Origin of the sequence: Streptomyces hygroscopicus subsp. hygroscopicus (assembly GCF_001553455.1) — a bacterium.
Lineage (GTDB): Bacteria > Actinomycetota > Actinomycetes > Streptomycetales > Streptomycetaceae > Streptomyces > Streptomyces hygroscopicus.
In genome coordinates this window covers 1-21,075 of record NZ_BBOX01000189.1, presented here as the reverse complement: position 1 = coordinate 21,075, position 21,075 = coordinate 1, and the positions used below count along the sequence as shown (strand labels likewise).

The window sequence follows — 21,075 nt, the reverse complement described above, 5'->3', positions numbered from 1 at the left end:
TCCCGGACGGCCTCGGGAGTCATCGGCGGTGCCCTCCGGCCGTCGGTGGTGACCTTCGCGTCGGGGGTGACCGTCGGGCACGGGGTGGCGGGCCTCCGGCCATGGGTGGTGACCGGCCGCTCGGTCGGTGCCGGCGACCGGCTGTCAGTGGGCCGCCGCATACTGGGACGCATGGCGAAAGGCACGAAGAAGCGAGCCGCCCGCGGGCGCGGAGCGGCGCGGGGGCGCGGCCCCGAGCCGGTCACCGCGCCCGTCGACGGGGGGCTCGCCGAGCTCGTGCCGGACCGGGACCGGCCGCGTGGCTGGACGCTGCTGCTCGACGGCAAGCCGCAGTCGCACGTGGATCTCGACGACCCCACCCATCTCGACTTCGCGTACCAGCGCGGATTCGGTCATATCGCCGATCTCGCCGCCCCTCCCGGCCGCCCGCTGCACGCGGTCCACCTGGGCGGCGGCGCCTTCACGCTCGCCCGCTACATCGCGGCCACGCGGCCCCGCTCCACCCAGCAGGTCATCGAGATCGACACCCCGCTCGTCCAGTTCGTCCGGCGTGAACTGCCGCTGGACCCGGGCGACCGGATACGGGTGCGCGGCGCCGACGCACGGACGGGGCTCGCCAAGGTGCCCGACGGCTGGGCGGATCTGGTCATCGCGGACGTCTTCAGCGGGGCCCGTACCCCCGCCCATCTCACCAGTGCGGAGTTCCTCGCCGAGGTGCGGCGCGCGCTCCGCCCGGACGGGTACTACGCCGCGAATCTCGCCGACGGTCCGCCGCTGGCCCATCTGCGGGCCCAGATCGCCACCGCCCGCGCCGCGTTCGCCGAGGTCTGCCTGACCGCCGACCCCGCCGTGCTGCGCGGCCGCCGCTTCGGCAACGCGGTGCTGCTGGCCGCCGACCGCGCCCTGCCGCTGGCCGAACTGACCCGCCGCGCCGCCGGGGACCCGTACCCCGCGCGGGTCGAACACGGGCGTGCCCTCGCGGACTTCACCGGTGGCGCGGCCCCGGTCACCGATGCGACCGCCGCTCCCTCCCCGGCCCCGCCGCCCGCCGTCTTCGCCTGACCGGACGGCCTGACCGGGGCCGGTCACCCGCAGGAGAAGACCAGCACGGTCCACATCCGCGCGACCGACGAGGACGTCACGGCTACCGGCGGCCGGTACGCGGGAGTGGGCGGACCCGGATCGGCGCGGTCTGCGAGGCCGGGCCGACCGCCGGCCGGCGCCGACCGCTCGGTTCCTCGCAGGGGAACCGAGGCGCTCGGCGAAACCCGCGCGACCGACGAGGACGTCACGGCCACCTGCGGCCGGTACGCGGGAATGGGCGGACCCGGATCGGCGCGGGGGCCGAGGCAAGGCCGGGCCGACCGCCTACCCGCCTACCGGCGCCGACCGCTCGGTTCCTCGCAGGCGAACCGAGGCGCTCGGCGAATCGAGGCGCTCGGCGAACCGAGATGCTCGGCGAACCGAGGCGCTCGGCGAACCGAGCCGAGCCCGCGCGGAGGCACGCGCACGCGCGGGAGCCGAACGGATCGCCACGGCGCGGGCCCTGGGCACGCCTGGTGCGCCCGAGCAGCCGGGGCAGGGGCTAATGCTCGTCGATACGGACCTGGGGCGGGCCGTCGTGCCAGGTGCAGAAGATCGTGGTGATGTCGGCCCCGGAGACGAAGTCCACCCGGATCCACTCGCTCTGCTTCCACACCTGCATCTGCCATCCGCCGTCCGGGGTCGCCGAGACCAGATCCGCCGACGCGGCGCGCATCTCGAAGACCGCCCGGCCGCCCTTGGCCGGATAGCCGCGCACCTCCCCGCTCTCCTCCGGCCGCGGCGACGTCCGTCCGGGCGGCGCGGAGGTCGGCTTCGCGCCGCGCTCCGCCGCGCCCGGCCCGGCGTCCTCCTCCTCACCGGCCCGCGCGTCCGCGGGCGGACGGGCGGGCGAGGGCGAGGGGGCCGGTGACGTCGCCGAGGGGGACGGCGGTTTGGCCCGGTGCGTCGATGAGGACCAGGCCCCGGTCGCCGACCGGGAGCCGTCCGCGATCGGCAGCGCACGCGGCGGCTCGTACGCCGTACCGGTCAGCACCGTCCGCACGCCGTACCACGACAGCGTGACCGCGGCGCCGGTGGCCAGCACCCACGCCAGGCATTGGACCAGACCTCTTTGCATCTTCCTCATCTTGCCTCACCCGAATGGCGTACGGTGCCGCTCATGGCAAGTGTGCTTGTGGTCGAGGACGACCAGTTCGTGCGCTCAGCCCTGATACGGCAGTTGACCGCGGCGTCCCATACCGTGCGGAGCGTCGGCACCGCCCTGGAGGCGTTGCGCGAGGTGGCGCAGATCGGATTCGACGTCGTCATCCTGGATCTCGGCCTGCCCGATCTGGACGGGGCGGAGGCGCTCAAGATGCTGCGCGGCATCACCGATGTGCCGGTCATCGTGGCGACCGCCCGCGACGACGAGGCCGAGATCGTCCGGCTGCTCAACGACGGCGCCGACGACTACCTGGTCAAGCCGTTCTCCGTGGCGCACCTCTCCGCCCGGATGACCGCCGTGCTGCGCCGTTCGCGCGGGGGCGCGGCGGGTGAGGCGGGCGGTGCGGCGGCGCCCCCCGCGGTGCTCCGGGTCGGCGGGCTGGCCGTCGATCCGCTGCGCCGGCAGGCCCAGTTGGACGGGGTGGCGCTCGATCTGACCCGCCGGGAGTTCGACCTGCTGGCCTATCTCGCCGGGCGGCCCGGCGTCGTCGTGCCGCGCAGGGAACTCCTCGCCGAGGTCTGGCGGCAGGCGTACGGGGACGACCAGACGATCGACGTCCATCTGTCCTGGCTGCGCCGCAAGCTCGGCGAGACGGCCGCCCGGCCGCGCTATCTCCATACGCTGCGCGGGGTCGGCGTGAAACTGGAGCCACCGGCGGAGCACACGTGAGATGGGCCCTGGTCAAGGTCTGTCTGGCGGTCACCGCGATGGTCGTGGTCGCCTTCGCCGTACCGCTCGGCCTGGTCGTCAAGGAGCTGGCCCGGGACCGGGCGTTCGCCGACGCCGAGCGGCAGGCGGCCACCATCGGCCCGGCGCTCGCCATCACCACCGAACGGGCGCGGCTGCAACGCGCGGTCGCCAGCACCCAGGCGGGCGGCGACGGCCGGATGGCGGTGCACGTCCCGGACCAGCCGGGGGAGCCGGGGAGCGGCTACGACCTCGGCAGGAGCCGCGCCGGGCGGGGTGAGCTGGCCACCGCGCGGCGGTTCGGCCGGGCCTCGGTGTCCGCCGCCCCCGGCGGATACGCACTGCTCCAGCCGACCGCGGTGAGCACCGGTCAGGTCGCGGTCGTGGAGGTGTACGTCCCCCGTGACGTGGTCACCAGCGGGGTGACCACGTCCTGGCTGGTGCTGGCGGGCGTGGGCCTGGCGCTGATCGTCGGCGCCGTCGCCACCGCCGACCGGCTCGGCACCCGGCTGGTGCGGCCGGCCCGGCGGCTGGCCGGGGCCGCCCACGACCTGGGCCGGGGCGAACTCGGGGTGCGGGTACCGGAGGAGGGGCCGGCCGAACTCCGGGCGGCCGCCGCCGCGTTCAACTCCATGGCCGACCAGGTGGTCCAGCTCCTCGCCAGCGAACGCGAGCTGGCCGCCGACCTGTCGCACCGGCTCCGCACCCCGCTCACCGTGCTGCGCCTGAACGCCGCCTCGCTGGGCGAGGGACCGGCGGCCGACCAGACCCGCGCCGCCGTCGCCCAGCTGGAGCGCGAGGTCGACCAGATCATCCGCACCGCGCGCCAGCACAAGACGCACACCCCGTCCGGCTGTGACGCCGCCGAAGTGGTCCGGGAGCGGATGGAGTTCTGGTCCGCGCTGGCCGAGGACGAGGGCCGTACGGTACGGCTGGCCGGGGTCGACCGGCCGGTGCGGGTGCCGGTCGCCCGCTCCGAACTCGCCGCCGCGCTGGACGCCCTGCTCGGCAATGTCTTCCGGCACACGCCCGAGGGCACCGCGCTGGCGGTCGACGTCCACGACGGCGGTGCCGCCACCCATTCGGTGATCATCCTGGTCTCCGACGCGGGCCCCGGCATCGACGACCCGGACGCGGCGCTCCGCCGGGGGCACGGCGACGGCGGCCCCGGCTCGACCGGCCTCGGCCTGGACATCGTGCGCCGGGTCGCGGAGTCCACGGGCGGCGATCTGCGGATCGGACGGTCGGTGCTGGGCGGCGCCGAGGTACGGATGTGGCTCTCGCTGAACGGCGGCTCCGCGGACCGGGGGCAGCGGCGGCGGGGCCGCAAGAAGAAGGTCCGTGACCGGGCGGGGCCGGCGCGGTCCGGGAGGCCGGTGGAGCCCGCGGAGGGTTAATCGGCGCCGATGGGTTCCTTAAGGCAGCCATAAGATCCATGGCCGGTGCACGGATCCTGCCGTTTGTCCGACTTCCCCTCGCTAGCGTGGCGCCCGCACCACAACCCCCCACATCCGCAAGCGAAGGCAGGCACCTGATGAGCAGCATGCACCGTCGCAAGGCGAGCCGGACCACCAAGGTGATCGGCGCGACCGCCGCCGTCGTCGTGGCCGGTGGCGCGGCGTTCGCGCTCAGCGGGGCGGCGAACGCCGACACCGTCTCCGAGAAGCCCGCCGCGGCGGCGGGCGGCGGCTTCGCCCCCTACATCGACACCTCGCTCTACCCCGCCTACGACATGGTGGGCACCGCCGAGAAGACCGGCGTCAAGGAGTTCAACCTCGCCTTCATCACCTCCGGCGGCGGCTGTACCCCCAAGTGGGGCGGCGTCACCGACCTCGGCAACGACGAGGTGGCCAAGCAGACCGACGCGCTGCGGGCCAAGGGCGGCGACGTCCGGGTCTCCTTCGGCGGCGCCTCCGGCTCCGAGCTGGGCCTGGTCTGCTCCTCGGCGGACGAACTCGCCGATGCCTACGGCAAGGTCGTGGACGCCTACAAGCTGACCAAGGTCGACTTCGACATCGAGGGCAGCGCGCTCCCGAACAAGGAGGCCAACACCCGCCGCGCCCAGGCCATCGCCAAGCTGCAGCAGAGCCACCCCGACCTGGACGTCTCCCTCACCCTGCCGGTCCTTCCCACCGGCCTCACCCAGGACGGTGTCGACCTCGTCGCCAACGCCAAGGAGAACGGGGTGAAGGTCTCCGCCGTCAACATCATGGCGATGGACTACGGCGCCTCCTTCGACGGCGACATGGGCCAGTACGCGATCGACGCCGCCACGGCGACCCAGGGCCAGATCAAGGACGCCCTCGGGCTGGGCGACGACGAGGCGTGGAAGGCCGTCGCGGTCACCCCGATGATCGGCGTCAACGACGTGAAGACCGAGATATTCACCGTCGACGATGCCGCTCAGCTGGTGGAGTTCGCCCAGTCCAAGGGGCTGGGCTGGCTGTCCATGTGGTCCGCCACCCGAGACAAGCAGTGCCCCGCCCCCCAGGACACCGCGTCGCCGACCTGCAGCTCGATCGACCAAGAGGAGCTGGCGTTCACCAAGGCGTTCGGCGCCTACACGGGCTGACCGGCGGCCCGCCGCCCCGTAACCCCCCACGATCCCCCCACGATCACCACCCCCCACGGCACCCCCCACACGGCGGGGCGCGGACGGAATCCCCCACCCGCCGCGCCCCGCCGTTTCCGTCGCGGACCCTTTACGAGCCCCGGGGCTCCTCGGCCATCTCCTTCTTCTCCCTCTCCGCCTCCTCGTGCTCCACCACCTGCTCCCTCGTGGGCTTGGCGATCTGGCCGTCGGCGCCGAAGTAGCTCCGGGACAGCCGGACGCGCAGCCGGTCCTTGAAGGGGAGCCGGCGGGTGACCCCGGCCTCGTCCACCGACGGTGGCAGCTCCAGCGGCTGGTACTGCTCGAACGCGGTCAGCGTGTACTTCTCCTCCGCCGACAGCGGTTCGTGCCCCTCGACGAACTCGCCGTGCGGCAGCCGCTGGATGATGCCGGTCTCGCGGCCGTGCAGCAGCTTCTCCCGGTCCTTGCGCTGGAGGCCGAGGCAGATCCGCTTGGTGATGACGAACACCACCACCGGCGCCACGAAGAAGCCGATCCGGCAGGCCCAGGTGATCGCGTTGATCGACAGGCCGAAATGGCTGGCGATGAGGTCGTTGCCGCCGCCCGCCAGCAGGACCGCGTACAGGGCGATCCAGGCGGCGCCGAAGGCGGTGCGGGTCGGGGCGTTGCGCGGGCGCTCGTTGAAATGGTGCTCGCGCCGGTCCCCGGTGATCCACGCCTCAAGGAACGGATAGAGCCAGATGACCAGCAGCACGGTGGGGAAGACCAGGAACGGGATCAGGACCCCGAGCACCAGGGTGTGGCCCCACAGATTGATCTCCCAGCCCGGCATCAGCCGGATCAGCCCCTCGGAATAGCCCATGTACCAGTCGGGCTGGGCATCGGTGGACACCTGGTCGGGCCGGTAGGGACCGTAGGCCCACACCGGATTGATCTGGGCGATGGCCGACATCAGGGCGGTGACGCCGAAGACCAGGAAGAAGAAACCGCCGGACTTGGCCACATAGACCGGCCACAGGGGCGGCCCCACGATATTCATGTTCTTCCGGCCCGGCCCCGGGTGATGGGTGTGCTTGTGGTAGACGAGCAGGATCATATGGAGCGCCAGCAGCCCGAGCATGATGCCCGGGATCAGCAGCACATGCACCGTGAAGAGCCGGGGCACGATCGACATTCCCGGGAATTGCCCGCCGAAGAAGAAGAACGACAGATAGGTGCCGACGATCGGGATCGACAGGATCGCGCCCTCCATGAACCGCAGACCCGTGCCCGACAGCAGATCGTCGGGCAGCGAATAGCCCATGAAGCCGTCGAACATCCCGAGGATCAGCAGACCGGCTCCGGAGAGCCAGTTGATCTCGCGGGGTTTGCGGAAGACGCCGTTGAAGAACGTCCGCAGCATGTGGACGATCATGCTGGCGATGAAGACGATCGCCGCCCAGTGGTGGACCTGCCGCATCAGCAGGCCGCCGCGTACGTCGAAGCTGATGTTCAGCGTGGACTCGTACGCCTGCGACATGCGGATGCCGCTCAGCGGCGTCCACCGGCCGTTGTAGACCACCTCGTTCATCGCCGGTTTGAAGAACAGGGTGAGATAGACGCCGGTCAGAATGATGATGACGAAGGTGTAGAGGGCGATCTCGCCGATCAGGAAGGACCAGTGGTCGGGAAAGACCTTGCGCAGATTGGCCTTGGCCATGGCGAAGAGACCCACCCGGCCGTCGAACCAGTCGGCGAGGGCCTCGCCTTTTCCGGCGGGCGCGCGCCGACCGGATCCCTCATCGCGGAACCTCTGCCGGCGCTCCGGAAGTGCTCTCATGTCTCAATGGGGTACCAGGCATTCCCACCCGATGACGGGCGCTCTTCCGCCGGGTGGATCAGGGCGTACTCCCTTCGGTGGAAGAAGGCACCGGCCCGGTTGCGCCCGGGTGCGCGCACACCGTCCGGCGTCCGCGGCACCGCCCGCCCCCCGGTGGGCGGTGCCGCGGACGCGGGTCCCGCTACGCCGCCGGAAGCTCCCCGGTGCGGGCCACCCGGGCGTACCAGCGGGCGCTGGACTTCGGCACCCGGGCCTGGGTCGGATAGTCGACGTAGACCGCGCCGAAGCGCTTGCTGTAGCCGTACGCCCATTCGAAGTTGTCCATCAGCGACCACAGGAAGTAGCCGCGCAGATCGGCGCCGTCCGCGATGGCCTGGTGGGCGGCGGCCAGATGGGCCTGGAGGTAGTCGATCCGCCGCGGGTCGTGGACCGCGCCCTCCGCGTCCGGCTTGTCGTCGAACGCGGCGCCGTTCTCGGTGATGTACAGCGGTACGCCCGGCGCCTCACGGCTGTAGCGCATCAGCAGGTCGTGCAGTCCGCTCGGGTCGATCGTCCAGCCCATCTCGGTGCGCTCGCCCGGGGTCTGGTGGAAGGCCACCCGCTCCGAGCCGGGCCAGGGGGAGTGGGTGCTGGCGCCGTGGCCGTCGTGCCGGGCGGGCGAGTCCTCGTCGTCGGGGGCGGCTGACACCAAGGACGGTGTGTAGTAGTTGATGCCCAGCGCGTCCAGCGGGTGCTTGATGACGGCCAGGTCGCCGTCGCGGACGAACGACCAGTCGGTGATCGAGGCGGTGTCCTTGATCAGGTCACTGGGGTACGCACCGCGCAGCAGCGGCCCGGTGAAGACGCGGTTGGCCAGCGCGTCGATACGCCGCTGGGCGTCCAGGTCCTCCGGCTTGTCGCTGAGCGGCCGGATCACCGCCGGGTTGAGGCTGATGGCGACCTGGGCGCGGGCGGGCAGCGCGGCGCGCAGCGCCTGGGCGCCGAGGCCGTGGGCGAGGTTCAGGTGGTGGGCGGCGCGCAGCGGGGCCAGCCGCTCGGTGCGGCCCGGGGCGTGCACCCCCGAGCCGTAGCCCAGGAAGGCGCTGCACCACGGCTCGTTGAGGGTGGTCCAGAACTCGACGCGGTCGCCGAGCGCCCCCGCCACGATGCCCGCGTACTCGGCGAACCGCTCGGCGGTCTCGCGTTCCGGCCAGCCGCCCGCGTTCTCCAGCTCCTGGGGGAGGTCCCAGTGGTAGAGGGTGAGCACCGGCTGGATGCCCGCGCCCAGCAGCTCGTCCACCAGCGAGCGGTAGAAGTCCAGCCCGCGCTGCACGGCTGGTCCCCGGCCGGTGGGCTGCACCCGTGACCAGGACACCGAGAAGCGGTACGCCCCCAGGTTCAGCTCCGCCATCAGCCGGACGTCCTCGCGGAAGCGGTGGTAGTGGTCGATGGCCACGTCACCGGTGTCACCCGCGAGCACCTTGCCCGGGGTGTGGCTGAAGGTGTCCCAGATGGACGGGGTGCGGCCGTCCTCCTGTGCGGCGCCCTCGACCTGATAGGCGGCCGAGGCCGCGCCCCACAGGAATCCGGGCGGGAAGGAAAGGGTCATGGAAGCGCTCCCATTCGAGGTCGTGGTGCGGCGGGAGGGAAGGGGGATGCGAGAAGGAACAGAAGGAACAGAAGGAGGAGGGGGACAAAGGAAGAGAAGGGGAGGCGGGGGTTGCGGAGGAGGGACGGGGCGGAGGGGCGGCGGGCGGGCCGGGGCGCGGGCCCTCAGCCCTTGACCGCCCCCTGCATGATCCCTCCCACGATCTGCTTGCCGAACAGGACGAAGGCGATCAGCAGCGGCAGGGTGCCCAGCAGCGCCCCCGCCATGATCACCGACTGGTCCGGGATGTAGCCGCGGCCCAGGCCGTTCAGGGCGACCTGGACGGTGGGGTTGCCGGTCTGGGTGAGCGCGATGATCGGCCAGAAGAAGTCGTTCCACGCCTGGACGAAGGTGAGCATCCCCAGCACGGCCATGGCCGGGCGCGCCGCCGGGAAGACGATGTGCCAGACGATCCGCAGACTGCTCGCCCCGTCCATCCGCGCCGCCTCGATCAGCTCGGTCGGCAGCGCCTGGCTCAAGTACTGCCGCATGAAGAACACCCCGAAGGCGGTCACCAGCGTCGGCAGGATGACGGCCTGCAACTGGTCGGTCCACTCCAGCTTGGCGACCACCATGTACAGCGGTACGACGCTCAGCTGGGGCGGCACCATCATCGTCCCGATGGTGAGCGTCAGCAGCAGGTTCTTGAAGCGGAAGCGCAGCTTGGCGAAGGCGAAGCCGGCGATGGTCGAGAACAGTACGGTCCCGGCCGCGATGGTGCCGGCCACCACGGCCGTGTTCAGCAGCGCGGCGCCCATGTTGGCGTCGTTCCACGCGGTGTCCAGGTTGCTGAAGAGATTGCCGCCGAACCAGAAGGGCGGTGGCGTCTCGGCCAGGCGGGTGTTGGTGCGGGAGGCCGCGATGGCGGTCCACACCAGCGGGAAGAGCGAACCCAGGGTGAACAGGATCAGCACCGTATAGGTGATCCACCCGCCGTGCAGCTGCTTGCCGGCCCGGTTGCGGCCCGTGCGGGCCGGGGGTGGCGCGGCGGGCACGGGGGCCGCTGGGGGAGACGCGGAAGACACAGTGGTGGTCATGGTGGTCCTCGTCTCCCTCACTGGCTCTTCCGCAGCCGTCGCGACACCAGCCAGTTGGCGGCGGCGATCAGCAACAGGATCAGGAACATGGTCCAGGCGATGGCCGAGGCCCGGCCCAGGTGCAGATTCACCCAGCCCTGTTCGTACATGTAGAGCCCCAGGGTCTGGAACTGGTGGTCGGCCCCGCCGGTGGCGCCCGCGCTGCCGTTGAACAGCAGCGGCTCACCGAAGAGCTGGGTCGCCCCGATCGTGGACACCACGACCGTGAACAGGATGGTGGGGCGCAGCGAGGGGATCGTGACGTGCAGGAACTGCTGCCAGCGGGACGCCCCGTCCAGTGCCGCCGACTCGTACAGGTCGTTCGGTACGGCCTGCATCGCGGCCAGGTAGATCAGCGCGTTGTAGCCGGTCCAGCGCCAGATCACGATCGTGGAGACGGCGAACTGCGAGGTCCAGGTGCCGTTCTGCCAGTCGATCGGGTCGATGCCGATCGCGTCCAGCGCCCAGTTGACCATGCCGTAGTCGCGGCCGAAGAGCAGAACGAACACCAGCGTCGCGGCGGCCACCGAGGTCGCGTACGGGGTGAGGATCGCGACCCGGAAGAACATCGAGCCGCGCAGCTTGTAGTTGAGCAGATGGGCCAGTCCGAGCGCCATCAGCAGCTGCGGCACGGTGGAGATGACCCCGATGGTGAAGGTGTTCTGGAGGGCGTTCCAGAAGAACTCGTCGTCCCACAGCCGGGAGAAGTTGTGCATCCCGGCCCATTCCATATGGGTGGGGTCGGTCAGCTCCACCCGGTGCAGCGCGGCCCATCCCGTGTAGAGCAGCGGGAACAGCCCGAAGGCGGCGAAGAAGAGGAAGAACGGGGCGATGAAGGCGTACGGGCTCCACCGGATGTCCCTGCGGTAGCGGCGGCTGAGCCGTTCGCGCCGCCGCTGTTCCCGGGGATCGAGGGGCGCCGTCTCGGCGGCGCGGCGCGGGGCCGCGCCCCCCTGCCCTGCGGGGGGCGCGGCAGTACCGGAAGTGGTCGGCATCCGGGTCACTGGTCCAGCGCGTTGTCGATCGATTTGGTCGCGGCCTTCCAGCCCGCTTCAGGGGACTTGCCCTGCTGGTCGACCTGGAGCAGGCCGATGTCCGCGATGTTCGAGGCGATGATCTGGTCCTTCGGGCCGAGCACCTGGACCGGAATGCCCTTGGCGGCCTGGGTGAAGATCTGGCCGATCGGCGCGTTGTCGAAGTAGGGGTGCTTGGCGTTGGACACGTCGGGCAGCGAGTACGAGGCCACGGCGCTCGGCCAGCTGCCCCGCTTGGCGAACAGCTTGGCCTGCTGCTCGGGGGCGGTCAGCCAGGCGACGAGCTTGGCCGCCTCCTCCTTGTGCTTGCCCGCCTCCGGAACGGCGAGGAAGGATCCGCCCCAGTTGCCGGGCTTGGGGGCGGCGGCGACGTCCCACTGGTCCTTCGCCTTGTCCCCGGCCTTCTCCTGGATGTAGCCGAGCATCCACGGCGGACAGGCGATGGAGGCGAACTTCCCGTTGGCGAAGGCCTGGTCCCAGGTCTTCTGGAACTGCTGGAGCCTGGCGGTCAGATGCCCGGTGGCCGCCTTGGTGGCGATGCCCCAGGCGTCCTTCACGGCCGGGCTCTCCTTGTAGATGGCCTTGCCGCTCTTGTCGTAGTAGCGCTCGGCGCTGCTGGAGATCACCGCGTTGTAGACACCGGAGGCCGCGTCGACGAAGGCGGTGTCGCCGGGCGCGTTCTTCATGTACTTCTCGCCGGCCTCGAGGTACTTGTTCCAGTCGCCGGACCACAGCTGGCCGACCTTCTCACGGTCGCTGGGCAGCCCGGCCTTCTTGAACAGGTCCTTGCGGTAGCAGATGGCCATCGGGCCGATATCGGTCCCGAGGCCGATCGTCTTGCCGTCCTTCGTGGTTCCCTGCTGCCATTTCCAGTCGAGCCAGTTCTCTTTCTTGACGCCTTCCGTCTTCGAAAGGTCAACGAACTTGGCCGCCTGGGTCTGGCCGACCTCGGTGATGTTGGCGATCTCGATGCCCTGGACGTCGGCCAGGCCGCTGCCGGTGCTGAGGTGGTTCAGCAGCTGCGGATAGTAGTTCTCATTGCGCTCGATGACCGTCTGCTCGATCTTGATATCCGGGTGGTCCTTCATGTACTCGTCGTAGAGCCCGGCCTCCTGGAAGCCGAAGGTGCCGAAGAGGCCCATGGTGATGGTGGTCTTGCCGCCACCGCCGCCGCCCCCGGACTTGTCGCTCTTGTCGTCACCGTCGTCGGCGCAGCCGCTGAGCAGCCCGGCTCCTAAAGCGGCGACGGCCGCGAGGACCACCGCTCTGCTGCGGTAACTACCAGTGCTCCTGCGCATTCCGTCCTCCTAGCGCCCCGCCCAACGGCTTCCGGTCGAGAAATAGCGATACATGGGTTTTTGAGATGCATCGAGCCGGGCGGGCATCGTGCGGGTTGTGTATGGCTCAGGTACTGTGGGAGCGCTCCCAGCTGTGATGTGTTGAAGGGTTGCGGCTCCCCGCTGGGGTGTCAAGGGAGTGCGCGGAACAACTTTCCCGAAACCACACTGCTGTTGAATGTCCCCGCAGCCGCCCATCGGGGGGTTGGAGCTGCTGGGTACGGACGGCTGGAGGCGCGATATGGCAGGAACGCGGCGGCATGGCGGGGGGCGGGGCAGGCCGACCCTCGAGGAGGTGGCGGCCCGCGCCGGAGTCGGCCGCGGCACCGTCTCCCGGGTGATCAACGGTTCGCCCCGGGTCAGCGACCGGACCCGCACGGCCGTCGAGCAGGCCGTCGCCGAACTCGGCTATGTGCCGAACCGGGTGGCCCGCGCGCTCGCCGCCAACCGTGCCGACGCCGTCGCCCTGGTCATCCCCGAGCCCGAGACCCGGCTGTTCGCCGAACCGTACTTCTCCGACATCATCCGCGGGGTCGGCGCCGAACTCGCCGAGACCGATCTGCAGTTGCTGCTGACCCTCATCCGCACCCCCAAGGAACGGCAGCGGCTGGCGGACTACCTCTCCGCGCACCGGGTCGACGGGGTGCTGCTGGTCTCCGTCCACGCGGACGACCCGCTTCCGGATTTGCTGGAGCAGATCGAGATGCCCGCGGTGCTCAGCGGGCGCCGGTCGGCGCATGAATCGGTTCCGTACGTCGATTCGGACAACACCGGCGGTGCCCAGTCCGCGGTGGAGCATCTCATCGGCCGCGGCCGCTCGACGGTCGCCACCATCACCGGCCCGCTGGACATGTACGTCGCGCAGTGCCGGCTGGCGGGCTACCGCGCCGCGGTCCGGGCGGCGGGCCGGGAGGTGGACCCGGAGCTGGTGGCGGTCGCGGACTTCACCGAGGAGGGCGGCCGCCGGGCGATGCGCCGGCTGCTGGACCAGCGTCCGGACGTGGACGGGGTCTTCGCCGCCTCGGACGTGATGGCCGCGGGCGCCCGTCAGGTGCTGCGCGAGAACGGGCGCCGCGTCCCGGACGACGTGGCGCTGGTCGGCTTCGAGGACTCGGCGGTCGCCCGCCATATGGACCCTCCGCTCACCAGCGTCCGGCAGGGCACGGAGGAGATGGGCCGGGCGATGGTGCGGGTGCTGCTGGAGGAGATCGAGGGGCCGTCGGACCGCACCTCCAAACGGCCGCAGCTGGTACTGCCCACCCAGCTGGTGCGCCGGGCGTCGTCCTGACCCGTCACCAAAACGAACGGGGCCGGTGGACGATGTCCACCGGCCCCGCATCAGGGGACGGGCCGTGCGGTTACAGCGCCGGGTAGGCGTTCTTCAGCAGCTCCTGGAACTGGGCCGAGAACCAGTGGCCCGACAGCGGAGCGTTGGGCAGCGCCCCCGACAGGTTGTTGCCGTTGCGCGCGTTGCCGGTGTACGTCGGGTCGCACATCCGGTCGAAGCCCTTGCCCTCGTCGTTCGGGATCTCCGAGCTCGCGCCGTCCGACTCGCCCGGGGGCTTCATCCACACGTACGCGTCGATCCCGGACGCGGGTGCCGCCTTGGGCCGCTCGCCGAGTCCGGCTCCGGACTGGTTGCACCAGTTGCCGATGTGAATGCGGCGGTCGTAGCGCCCGCCGTTGACGTAGGTGTCCACGTCCGTCTTCGCGCCGGGGCCGCTGGGCCGGGCCGAGCCGCCCCAGCCGTTGCGGGAGGTGTCGATCAGCGCGCCGATGTTGCTCGGGAAGCCGACGTTGACCAGCTCCTGGCGGAACGCCTGGGCGTAGGAGAGCTCGTCCACGTACCGGTTCCAGTCCACCCACTTCGACTGGCGCACGGTGGTGCCGTTGACCGAGTCGTTGATGGTGAAGTTGTTCTCCTTCAGCGCGCTGTAGTTGGCCGTGTTGACGATGATCCCGGCCACCTTGTCGACCGTGCTGCCCTCGGCCGTCGCCGCCTGCTTGAGCACCTGGGCGGTGGGGTTGAAGTTGTCGTCCCAGCCGATCCAGCCGTGGTGCCCGGCGTCCACGTAGTTGTAGACGTTGCCGATGGCGCCCAGCTTGTTCAGGGCGTAGCCGACGCCCTTCACGTAGTTGCCGTTCGCCTTCATCGTGTCGCACTGCGGGGTCGCGGTGGCCCGGCCGCCGGTGTTGGTGACCAGGTTGGGCAGCGAGTCGATCTCGATCGTGGTCACGATCCGCAGGCTGGAGTTGGCGTACTTGGACTCGGAGAGGATCGCCGCGATCGGGTCGATGAACTGGGTCTTGTACTTGTCGATCTCGGTCGGGCCCAGTTCCCCGTTGGACGCCAGCGCGGAGCAGTCCCGGCCGGGCAGGTCGTAGACCACCAACTGGACGACGGTCGGGCTGCCGCCGGACTGCTTCAGCGCCTCGTCGAGGTGGGCGCGCAGCCCCATCGCGCCGCCCGTGCCGTTGATCGCGGCGATCCGGTCCAGCCAGATGCCGGTCGGCTGGTTGGAGATCTTGCTGCCGCCGGGTTCGGCGGCGGCCTTCGCCGACCAGTCGGGGTTCACGTACACCTTGGCGCCGGCGTACGGGTTGTCGACCTTCGCGGCGGCCGCCCTGCCGCTGTCCACCTGGGCGGACGCCACGCCGGTCAGCGCCCCCATGGTCAGCGCGGAGGCGGCGAGCAGGGTGCCCGCCATTCGGATTCTGCGGCTCATCTGATCTCCTTCGAGGAAACCCCGCCCTTCAGGGTGGGGAGGAATCGGGCTCCTGCGGAGCAGGGCAAGGAAAGTCGGTTCGCCGCCAGGGCGGACCAGCGTCCAGCCTCAACTGCCCGCAGTGCGTCACAAGCTGACCTGCTAGCATGTGAGATGTGAGGGCCATGCATGTGAAACGGGCGTTCAAGTACCGTTTCTACCCGTCCGATGCGCAGGCGGCTGAGCTGTTGCGCACGTTCGGGTGCGTGCGGAAGGTCTACAACTTGGCCCTGGCGGCACGTACCCAGGCGTGGGCGCTGCGGCAGGAGCGGGTGAACTACAACGCCACCTCGGCCATGCTCACCGAGTGGAAGAGGACCGAGGAACTCGCCTATCTGAACGACGTTTCCTCCGTCCCGTTGCAACAGGCCCTGCGTCACCTTCAGGCGGCGTTCACCCACTTCTTCGCCCAGCGGGCCCGGTATCCGCGGTGGAAGTCGCGGAAGAAGTCCCGCAAGTCGGCGGAGTACACCACCAGCGCGTTTCGGTTCCAGGACGGGAAGCTGACCCTGGCGAAGATGACGGAGCCGCTGGCCATCGTGTGGTCCCGCCCCCTCCCAGAGGGGGTCGCACCGTCCACGGTGACCGTTTCGCAGGACGCGGCCGGACGCTGGTTCGTGTCTCTGCTGTGCGAGGACCCCGGTGTGAAGCCGCTCCCCACTACGGACGTGGCGGTTGGTGTCGACGCCGGGCTGGACCACCTGCTGACCCTGTCGACCGGGGAAAAGATCACCAACCCCCGCCACGAGCGGCACGACCGTGCGCGACTGGCCAAGGCGCAGCGGGAGCTGGCCCGTAAGGCCAAAGGGGAGGGAGCCAACCGGGCGAAGGCCCGCCGGAAGGTCGCCCGCGTTCACGCCCGGATCGCTGACCGGCGGCGGGATGCGTTGCATAAGATCACTACTCGGCTCGTTCGTGAAAACCAAACGATCGTGATCGAGGACCTCACCGTTCGGAATCTGTTGAAGAATGGCAGGCTGGCCCGTGCCATATCGGATGCGGCCTGGTCTGAGTTCCGGAGCATGCTGGAGTACAAGGCCCGGTGGTACGGCCGCGAGATGATCGCGGTCGACCGCTGGTTCCCGTCCTCCAAGCTGTGCTCGCACTGTGGAAACCTGCAGAACAAGATGCCGCTCAGCGTCCGCACCTGGACCTGCGGCAGTTGTGGCGTCACCCATGACCGCGACGTGAACGCGGCGCGGAACATTTTGGCCGCCGGGCTGGCGGTGTCGGCCTGTGGAGCCGGTGTAAGACCTCAACGGAGTTCTCCGGGCGGGCGGTCGGCGATGAAGCAGGAACCTCTACGGCGCGAGCCGTAGGAACCCCCTTCTTCAGGAGGGGGAGAAAGTCAATGCATTCCCTTCAGGTGATCACGGAGTCCCACGCCGAAGTTGGTCGGCGTGCCGTTGTAGTCGCTGATCAGAGACGGGCCCGAGGAACAGTCCCAGGTGTTCCAGGTCCACCCCAGATACGAGGCGCCCTTGGCGTCCAGCCAGGCCATGACCCGGTCGATATAGCCGTGGGAGCAGGTGTTCTCGCCGATCTCGCCCGCCACCAAGGGACCTGGGCGATGACCGGGGCGTGCTGTTGGTCGAAACAGCTCTCGCTGGAGCAGGAGTTGAAGTTGTAGCTGTGCCAGGCGGCGGCGAGGTTGCCCGCCGGGTCGTTCGGCTGGTACGTCAGCCACTGGCGCAGATCGTTGGAGTAGGCCACCCCCGGGATCAGGACGAGGTTCCTGGCGCCGGTGGCCCGTACGGCGTTTAGCAGGGTCTGCATCCCGGCGACCTGGAAGTCGATCCCGGGGCAGCTCCCGCCGTCGCGCCAGCACCTCCACGCCGCTGTGAGGTCGGAGGTGGCGCGGTCCGGGAACGGCTCGTTGAACAGGTCGAAGACCACGGCCTGGTCGTTCTTGAAGGTCTGGGCGACCGAGGTCCAGAAGGCCGGGGTGTACTGCGCGTCCGGCATCGGTTTCTGACAGGTGGCGTACTCGGTGCCGGGACAGTGGCTGTCCCCTCCGGTGTACGTGCCGTGGGTCCAGTGGAGCTCGATGACGGGCGTGATGCCATGGGCCTCCAGCCGGGCGACGAACGAGGTGACCGCCGCGATGTAGTTGGCCCCCGCGTAGGCCGGGTTGACGTGGGACAGGCCCAGCCAGCACTCCTCGTTGAGCGGGATCCGGACCGCGCCCGCCTTCCAGTCCGCGATGGCCTGGACGGACGCGTCGTCCACGGGGCCGTCGAAGATGCCCCGCCCCTGGACGCACATGAACTCACCGCCGGAGCGGTTGACGCCCAGCAGCCGCCGGGTGGCTCCCTTCTCGTCGACGAGCCGGTTGCCCGAGACGCGCAGCCGCGGCGGTGCGGCGGCGGGGGCCGGCCGCTGCGACGGCGCGCCGGCCGGTGCGGTGGCGGCCGGGCCGGTCACCGCCGGTGCGGTGGCGGCCGGTGCGGTGGCGGCCAGGTCGGTGGCGGCCGGGTGGGTCGCTGCCGTGCCGGTGGCTGCCGTGCCGGTGGCGGCCGTGCCGGTCGCGGCCGGGTCGGTCACCGCCGTGGCGGTCCCGGGGGGTGCGCTCGCCGCCACGGCCGTGGCGCTCACCGCCGTGGCGGTGGCGGTCGGCGCCAGGGCGGTGCCCGCCAGGGCCAGGGCCGCGGCGGTCGCCAAGGCGTAAAGGCGCGGTGGTGCTCGCATGGAGCGACTCCTCGAGGTCCACGCACCGCTCGACGCGGCGCAGACTGGTGGAACCGCTCCCACTGGTTGAAGTGAAGGTAGCGCTCGACGGGCGCATGTCAACAGATCCCGTTCACGAATTATCGGTCGAAGACGTTCGGCGACCCGGTGGTGTTCAAAGACTTGACACTCTTTCAGGGGCGCACGAACCTTGGGAGCGCTCCCACTGGTTCGCACTCTCCCTCACCCGCACGAACCGCGAGGAGGTCCCCCCGATGCGCGTACAGCGTGGCTCGCCCTTGTCCGGGGCACGACGACGAATGAGACGGCTGGTGACCGCCCTGGCCGCCGCGCTCTCGCTCCCGGTGGCCATGACCGCCGCGGGCGGCGCCCCGGCGCACGCCGCCGCGGTCCAGTGCGGGGTCGACTACAAGACCAACGACTGGGGCTCCGGGTTCACCGCCGACCTCACCATCAGCAACCCCGGCACCGACGCCATCGACGGCTGGACCCTGACCTACGACTACGCCGGCAACCAGAAGCTGAGCAACGGCTGGAACGGCAGCTGGTCGCAGTCGGGCACGACGGTCACCGTCAAGAACGCCGCCCACAACGCGAAGATCGCGGCGGGCGGCAATGTCACCACCGGCGCCCAGTTCACCTACAGCGGCACCAACACCGCCCCCACCTCCTTCGCCGTCAACGGGGTGGCCTGCCGGGGCGCCCACCAGCCGCCCATCGCGGTGCTGAGCAGCCCGTCCCCCGGCGCCGTCTTCACCGCCGGCGGCACCGTCCCGATGACGGCCACGGCCGCGGCGGCCGACGGCGCGACGATCACCAAGGTGGAGTTCTACAGCGACACCAAGCTCCTGGGCACCGACACCACCTCCCCGTACGCCTTCGACTACACCGGCGTCCCGGCGGGCGACTACTCGCTCTATGCCAAGGCGTACGACAGCCAGGGCGCCTCCGCCGAGTCCACCCCCGTCGGCATCCACGTGGCGGCCGGGCCCGCGCTGGTGGCCAGCCCCGGTCAGCTCGGGGTGCAGCAGGGCAGGACCGGGACGTTCGGCGTCAAGCTGTCCACCCGGCCGTCCGGAAACGTCACGGTCTCCGTCGCCCGCACCTCCGGCAACACCGGGCTGACGATCTCCTCGGGCGCCACCCTCACCTTCACCCCCGCCAACTGGGACACCGCCCAGCAGGTGACCATCGCCGCCGCCGCGACCGGCACCGGCTCCGCGACCTTCACGGCCACCGCCACCGGCCACACCAAGGCCGAGGTCACCGTCACCCAGCTGGCCGCCGCGAAGGTGTACGACGCCCGCTTCCTGGACCTCTACAACAAGATCACCGCACCCTCGGCGGGCTATTTCTCACCCGAGGGCGTTCCGTACCACTCGGTGGAGACCCTGATCGTCGAGGCCCCCGACCACGGCCACGAGACCACCTCCGAGGCGTACAGCTATCTGATCTGGCTCCAGGCGATGTACGGCAAGGTCAGCGGCGACTGGTCCAAGTTCAACAGCGCGTGGGACACCATGGAGAAGTACATGATCCCCACCCACGCCGACCAGCCCACCAACAGCACCTACAACGCCTCCAAGCCGGCCACCTACGCGCCCGAGTGGGACCTGCCCTCGCAGTACCCCGCGCAGCTCAACGGCAATGTGCCGGTCGGCAACGACCCCATCGCCGCCGAGCTGAAGAGCGCGTACGGCACCGATGACATCTACGGCATGCACTGGATCCAGGACGTCGACAACGTCTACGGCTACGGCAACTCCCCCGGAAAGTGCGAGGCGGGGCCGAGCGACACCGGACCGAGCTACGTCAACACCTTCCAGCGCGGCCCGCAGGAGTCGGTCTGGGAGACCGTGACCCAGCCCACCTGCGACGGCTTCAAGTACGGCGGCAAGAACGGCTACCTGGACCTGTTCACCGGCGACGCCTCCTACGCCAAACAGTGGAAGTTCACCAACGCCCCCGACGCCGACGCCCGCGTCGTCCAGGCCGCCTACTGGGCCTCGGAGTGGGCCAAGGCGCAGGGCAAGAGCGGCCAGATCTCCGGCAACATCGCCAAGGCCGCCAAGATGGGCGACTACCTGCGCTACGCGATGTACGACAAGTACTTCAAGAAGGTCGGCAACTGCGTCGGTGAGACCACCTGCGCGGCCGGCAGCGGCAAGAACAGCTCCCACTACCTGCTGTCCTGGTACTACGCCTGGGGCGGCGCCACGGACACCTCCGCGGGCTGGTCCTGGCGCATCGGCTCCAGCCACACCCACGGCGGCTACCAGAACCCGATGGCGGCCTGGGCCCTGAGCACGTACGCGGACCTCAAGCCCAAGTCGGCCACCGGCGCGGCGGACTGGTCCACCAGCCTCAAGCGGCAGCTGGAGTTCTACCGCTGGCTGCAGTCCAGCGAGGGCGCCATCGCGGGCGGCGCCACCAACAGCTGGCAGGGCCGCTACGCCACGCCGCCGGCGGGCACGTCCACCTTCTACGGCATGTACTACGACGAGAAGCCCGTTTACCACGACCCGCCGTCCAACCAGTGGTTCGGCATGCAGGCATGGTCCATGGAGCGCGTCGCGGAGTACTACAACCGCACCGGTGACGCCTCCGCCAAGACGGTCCTGGACAAGTGGGTCAAGTGGGCGCTGTCCGAGACCACCCTCAACGCCGACGGCACGTACCGGATCCCGTCCACCCTCCAGTGGTCCGGCCAGCCCGACACCTGGAACGCCTCCAGCCCCGGCGCCAACGCGAACCTGCACGTCACCGTCGCCGACTACACCAACGACGTCGGCGTGACGGCCGCGTACGCCAAGGCCCTGTCCTACTACGCCGCCAAGTCCGGCGACACCCGGGCCAAGGACACCGCGCAGGCGCTGCTGGACGGCATGTGGAACAACTACCAGGACGCGCTGGGCATCGCGGTCCCGGAGTCCCGCGCCGACTACAACCGGTTCGACGACCCGGTCTACGTGCCCAGCGGCTGGACCGGCACCATGCCGAACGGTGACAAGATCGACTCCAGCTCGACCTTCGCGTCGATCCGCTCCTTCTACAAGGACGACCCGGCCTGGTCGAAGGTCGAGGCGTATCTGAAGGGCGGCGCGGTGCCGAGCTTCACCTACCACCGGTTCTGGGCCCAGGCGGACATCGCGCTGGCGATGGGCTCGTACGCGGACCTCTTCGAATAGCCGCGCACGGCCGCTGCTGGTGCCCGACAGGCGG

13 protein-coding genes and 2 pseudogenes are annotated in these 21,075 nt (G+C 70.3%); 7 read left to right on the top strand and 8 right to left on the bottom strand.

All coding sequences use genetic code 11. The annotated features are described in order from the left end of the window. The first annotated feature begins 171 nt into the window (after positions 1 to 171). Positions 172 to 1,062, top strand: coding sequence for a spermidine synthase (locus AXW62_RS20315; protein WP_060945794.1), 891 nt, complete (start codon positions 172 to 174; stop codon positions 1,060 to 1,062). Between the two features lie 523 nt (positions 1,063 to 1,585). Here AXW62_RS20315 and AXW62_RS20310 read toward each other — a convergent pair. After that, positions 1,586 to 2,161 (bottom strand): hypothetical protein, encoded by a 576-nt coding sequence (locus AXW62_RS20310; RefSeq protein ID WP_060945787.1) that lies wholly within the window; start codon positions 2,159 to 2,161, stop codon positions 1,586 to 1,588. A gap of 42 nt (positions 2,162 to 2,203) precedes the next feature. Here AXW62_RS20310 and AXW62_RS20305 point away from each other — a divergent pair, with 42 nt between their 5' ends. The 3 genes and pseudogenes from AXW62_RS20305 to AXW62_RS20295 form a co-directional block, all read left to right on the top strand. Beyond that, positions 2,204 to 2,917: a response regulator transcription factor gene (locus AXW62_RS20305; protein ID WP_030836667.1), complete on the top strand. Its 714-nt coding sequence runs from the start codon at positions 2,204 to 2,206 to the stop codon at positions 2,915 to 2,917. Further along, entirely contained in the window at positions 2,914 to 4,332 is a 1,419-nt protein-coding gene (locus AXW62_RS20300) for a sensor histidine kinase (protein ID WP_060945786.1), read from the top strand. The genes AXW62_RS20305 and AXW62_RS20300 overlap by 4 nt, the downstream gene beginning before the upstream one ends. 281 nt (positions 4,333 to 4,613) lie before the next feature. Further along, a pseudogene (locus AXW62_RS20295) lies at positions 4,614 to 5,507 on the top strand (chitinase); the annotation flags it as partial. A gap of 130 nt (positions 5,508 to 5,637) precedes the next feature. Here AXW62_RS20295 and qcrB read toward each other — a convergent pair. The 5 genes from qcrB to AXW62_RS20270 all read right to left on the bottom strand — a co-directional run bounded on the left by qcrB (position 5,638) and on the right by AXW62_RS20270 (position 12,361). After that, the gene (gene qcrB, locus AXW62_RS20290) at positions 5,638 to 7,326 is read right to left on the bottom strand and encodes a cytochrome bc1 complex cytochrome b subunit (protein WP_060945784.1); all 1,689 of its coding nucleotides are present in this window, start codon (positions 7,324 to 7,326) and stop codon (positions 5,638 to 5,640) included. Positions 7,327 to 7,507: 181 nt separating this feature from the next. Then, on the bottom strand, positions 7,508 to 8,914 hold the full coding sequence (locus AXW62_RS20285; RefSeq protein WP_060945783.1) for a glycoside hydrolase family 1 protein: 1,407 nt from the start codon (positions 8,912 to 8,914) through the stop codon (positions 7,508 to 7,510). Positions 8,915 to 9,078: 164 nt separating this feature from the next. Then, a complete protein-coding gene (locus AXW62_RS20280; RefSeq protein WP_030836680.1) occupies positions 9,079 to 9,990 on the bottom strand; it encodes a carbohydrate ABC transporter permease in 912 nt (303 codons plus the stop codon). 17 nt (positions 9,991 to 10,007) lie between these two features. Further along, on the bottom strand, positions 10,008 to 11,024 hold the full coding sequence (locus AXW62_RS20275; protein ID WP_030836683.1) for a carbohydrate ABC transporter permease: 1,017 nt from the start codon (positions 11,022 to 11,024) through the stop codon (positions 10,008 to 10,010). 5 nt (positions 11,025 to 11,029) lie between these two features. Continuing rightward, the gene (locus AXW62_RS20270; RefSeq protein ID WP_060945782.1) at positions 11,030 to 12,361 is read right to left on the bottom strand and encodes an ABC transporter substrate-binding protein; all 1,332 of its coding nucleotides are present in this window, start codon (positions 12,359 to 12,361) and stop codon (positions 11,030 to 11,032) included. Positions 12,362 to 12,641: 280 nt separating this feature from the next. Here AXW62_RS20270 and AXW62_RS20265 point away from each other — a divergent pair, with 280 nt between their 5' ends. Continuing rightward, positions 12,642 to 13,688, top strand: coding sequence for a LacI family DNA-binding transcriptional regulator (locus tag AXW62_RS20265; protein ID WP_060945781.1), 1,047 nt, complete (start codon positions 12,642 to 12,644; stop codon positions 13,686 to 13,688). 70 nt (positions 13,689 to 13,758) lie between these two features. On the opposite strand, the gene AXW62_RS20260 is transcribed toward AXW62_RS20265, so the two are convergent. Beyond that, positions 13,759 to 15,126 (bottom strand): glycoside hydrolase family 6 protein, encoded by a 1,368-nt coding sequence (locus AXW62_RS20260; protein ID WP_079105799.1) that lies wholly within the window; start codon positions 15,124 to 15,126, stop codon positions 13,759 to 13,761. 164 nt (positions 15,127 to 15,290) lie between these two features. Here AXW62_RS20260 and AXW62_RS20255 point away from each other — a divergent pair, with 164 nt between their 5' ends. Further along, complete coding sequence (locus tag AXW62_RS20255) at positions 15,291 to 16,484, top strand: RNA-guided endonuclease InsQ/TnpB family protein (protein WP_060945780.1); 1,194 nt, start codon at positions 15,291 to 15,293, stop codon at positions 16,482 to 16,484. A 29-nt stretch (positions 16,485 to 16,513) separates the two neighbouring features. Here AXW62_RS20255 and AXW62_RS20250 read toward each other — a convergent pair. Next, a pseudogene (locus AXW62_RS20250) lies at positions 16,514 to 17,853 on the bottom strand (glycoside hydrolase family 5 protein). Between the two features lie 299 nt (positions 17,854 to 18,152). Between AXW62_RS20250 and AXW62_RS20245 the strand changes: the two are divergent. Beyond that, positions 18,153 to 21,041, top strand: coding sequence for a glycoside hydrolase family 48 protein (locus AXW62_RS20245; protein WP_174556409.1), 2,889 nt, complete (start codon positions 18,153 to 18,155; stop codon positions 21,039 to 21,041). Positions 21,042 to 21,075: the final 34 nt, after the last annotated feature.

What these genes read in the sequence shown, in the direction of transcription:
- AXW62_RS20315 (WP_060945794.1), top strand. Translation starts at nt 172, where the DNA reads ATGGCGAAAGGCACGAAGAAGCGAGCCGCCCGCGGGCGCGGAGCGGCG.
- AXW62_RS20310 (WP_060945787.1), bottom strand. Translation starts at nt 2,161, where the DNA reads ATGCAAAGAGGTCTGGTCCAATGCCTGGCGTGGGTGCTGGCCACCGGC.
- AXW62_RS20305 (WP_030836667.1), top strand. Translation starts at nt 2,204, where the DNA reads ATGGCAAGTGTGCTTGTGGTCGAGGACGACCAGTTCGTGCGCTCAGCC.
- qcrB (WP_060945784.1), bottom strand. Translation starts at nt 7,326, where the DNA reads ATGAGAGCACTTCCGGAGCGCCGGCAGAGGTTCCGCGATGAGGGATCC.
- AXW62_RS20285 (WP_060945783.1), bottom strand. Translation starts at nt 8,914, where the DNA reads ATGACCCTTTCCTTCCCGCCCGGATTCCTGTGGGGCGCGGCCTCGGCC.
- AXW62_RS20280 (WP_030836680.1), bottom strand. Translation starts at nt 9,990, where the DNA reads ATGACCACCACTGTGTCTTCCGCGTCTCCCCCAGCGGCCCCCGTGCCC.
- AXW62_RS20275 (WP_030836683.1), bottom strand. Translation starts at nt 11,024, where the DNA reads ATGCCGACCACTTCCGGTACTGCCGCGCCCCCCGCAGGGCAGGGGGGC.
- AXW62_RS20270 (WP_060945782.1), bottom strand. Translation starts at nt 12,361, where the DNA reads ATGCGCAGGAGCACTGGTAGTTACCGCAGCAGAGCGGTGGTCCTCGCG.
- AXW62_RS20265 (WP_060945781.1), top strand. Translation starts at nt 12,642, where the DNA reads ATGGCAGGAACGCGGCGGCATGGCGGGGGGCGGGGCAGGCCGACCCTC.
- AXW62_RS20260 (WP_079105799.1), bottom strand. Translation starts at nt 15,126, where the DNA reads ATGAGCCGCAGAATCCGAATGGCGGGCACCCTGCTCGCCGCCTCCGCG.
- AXW62_RS20255 (WP_060945780.1), top strand. Translation starts at nt 15,291, where the DNA reads ATGCATGTGAAACGGGCGTTCAAGTACCGTTTCTACCCGTCCGATGCG.
- AXW62_RS20245 (WP_174556409.1), top strand. Translation starts at nt 18,153, where the DNA reads ATGAGACGGCTGGTGACCGCCCTGGCCGCCGCGCTCTCGCTCCCGGTG.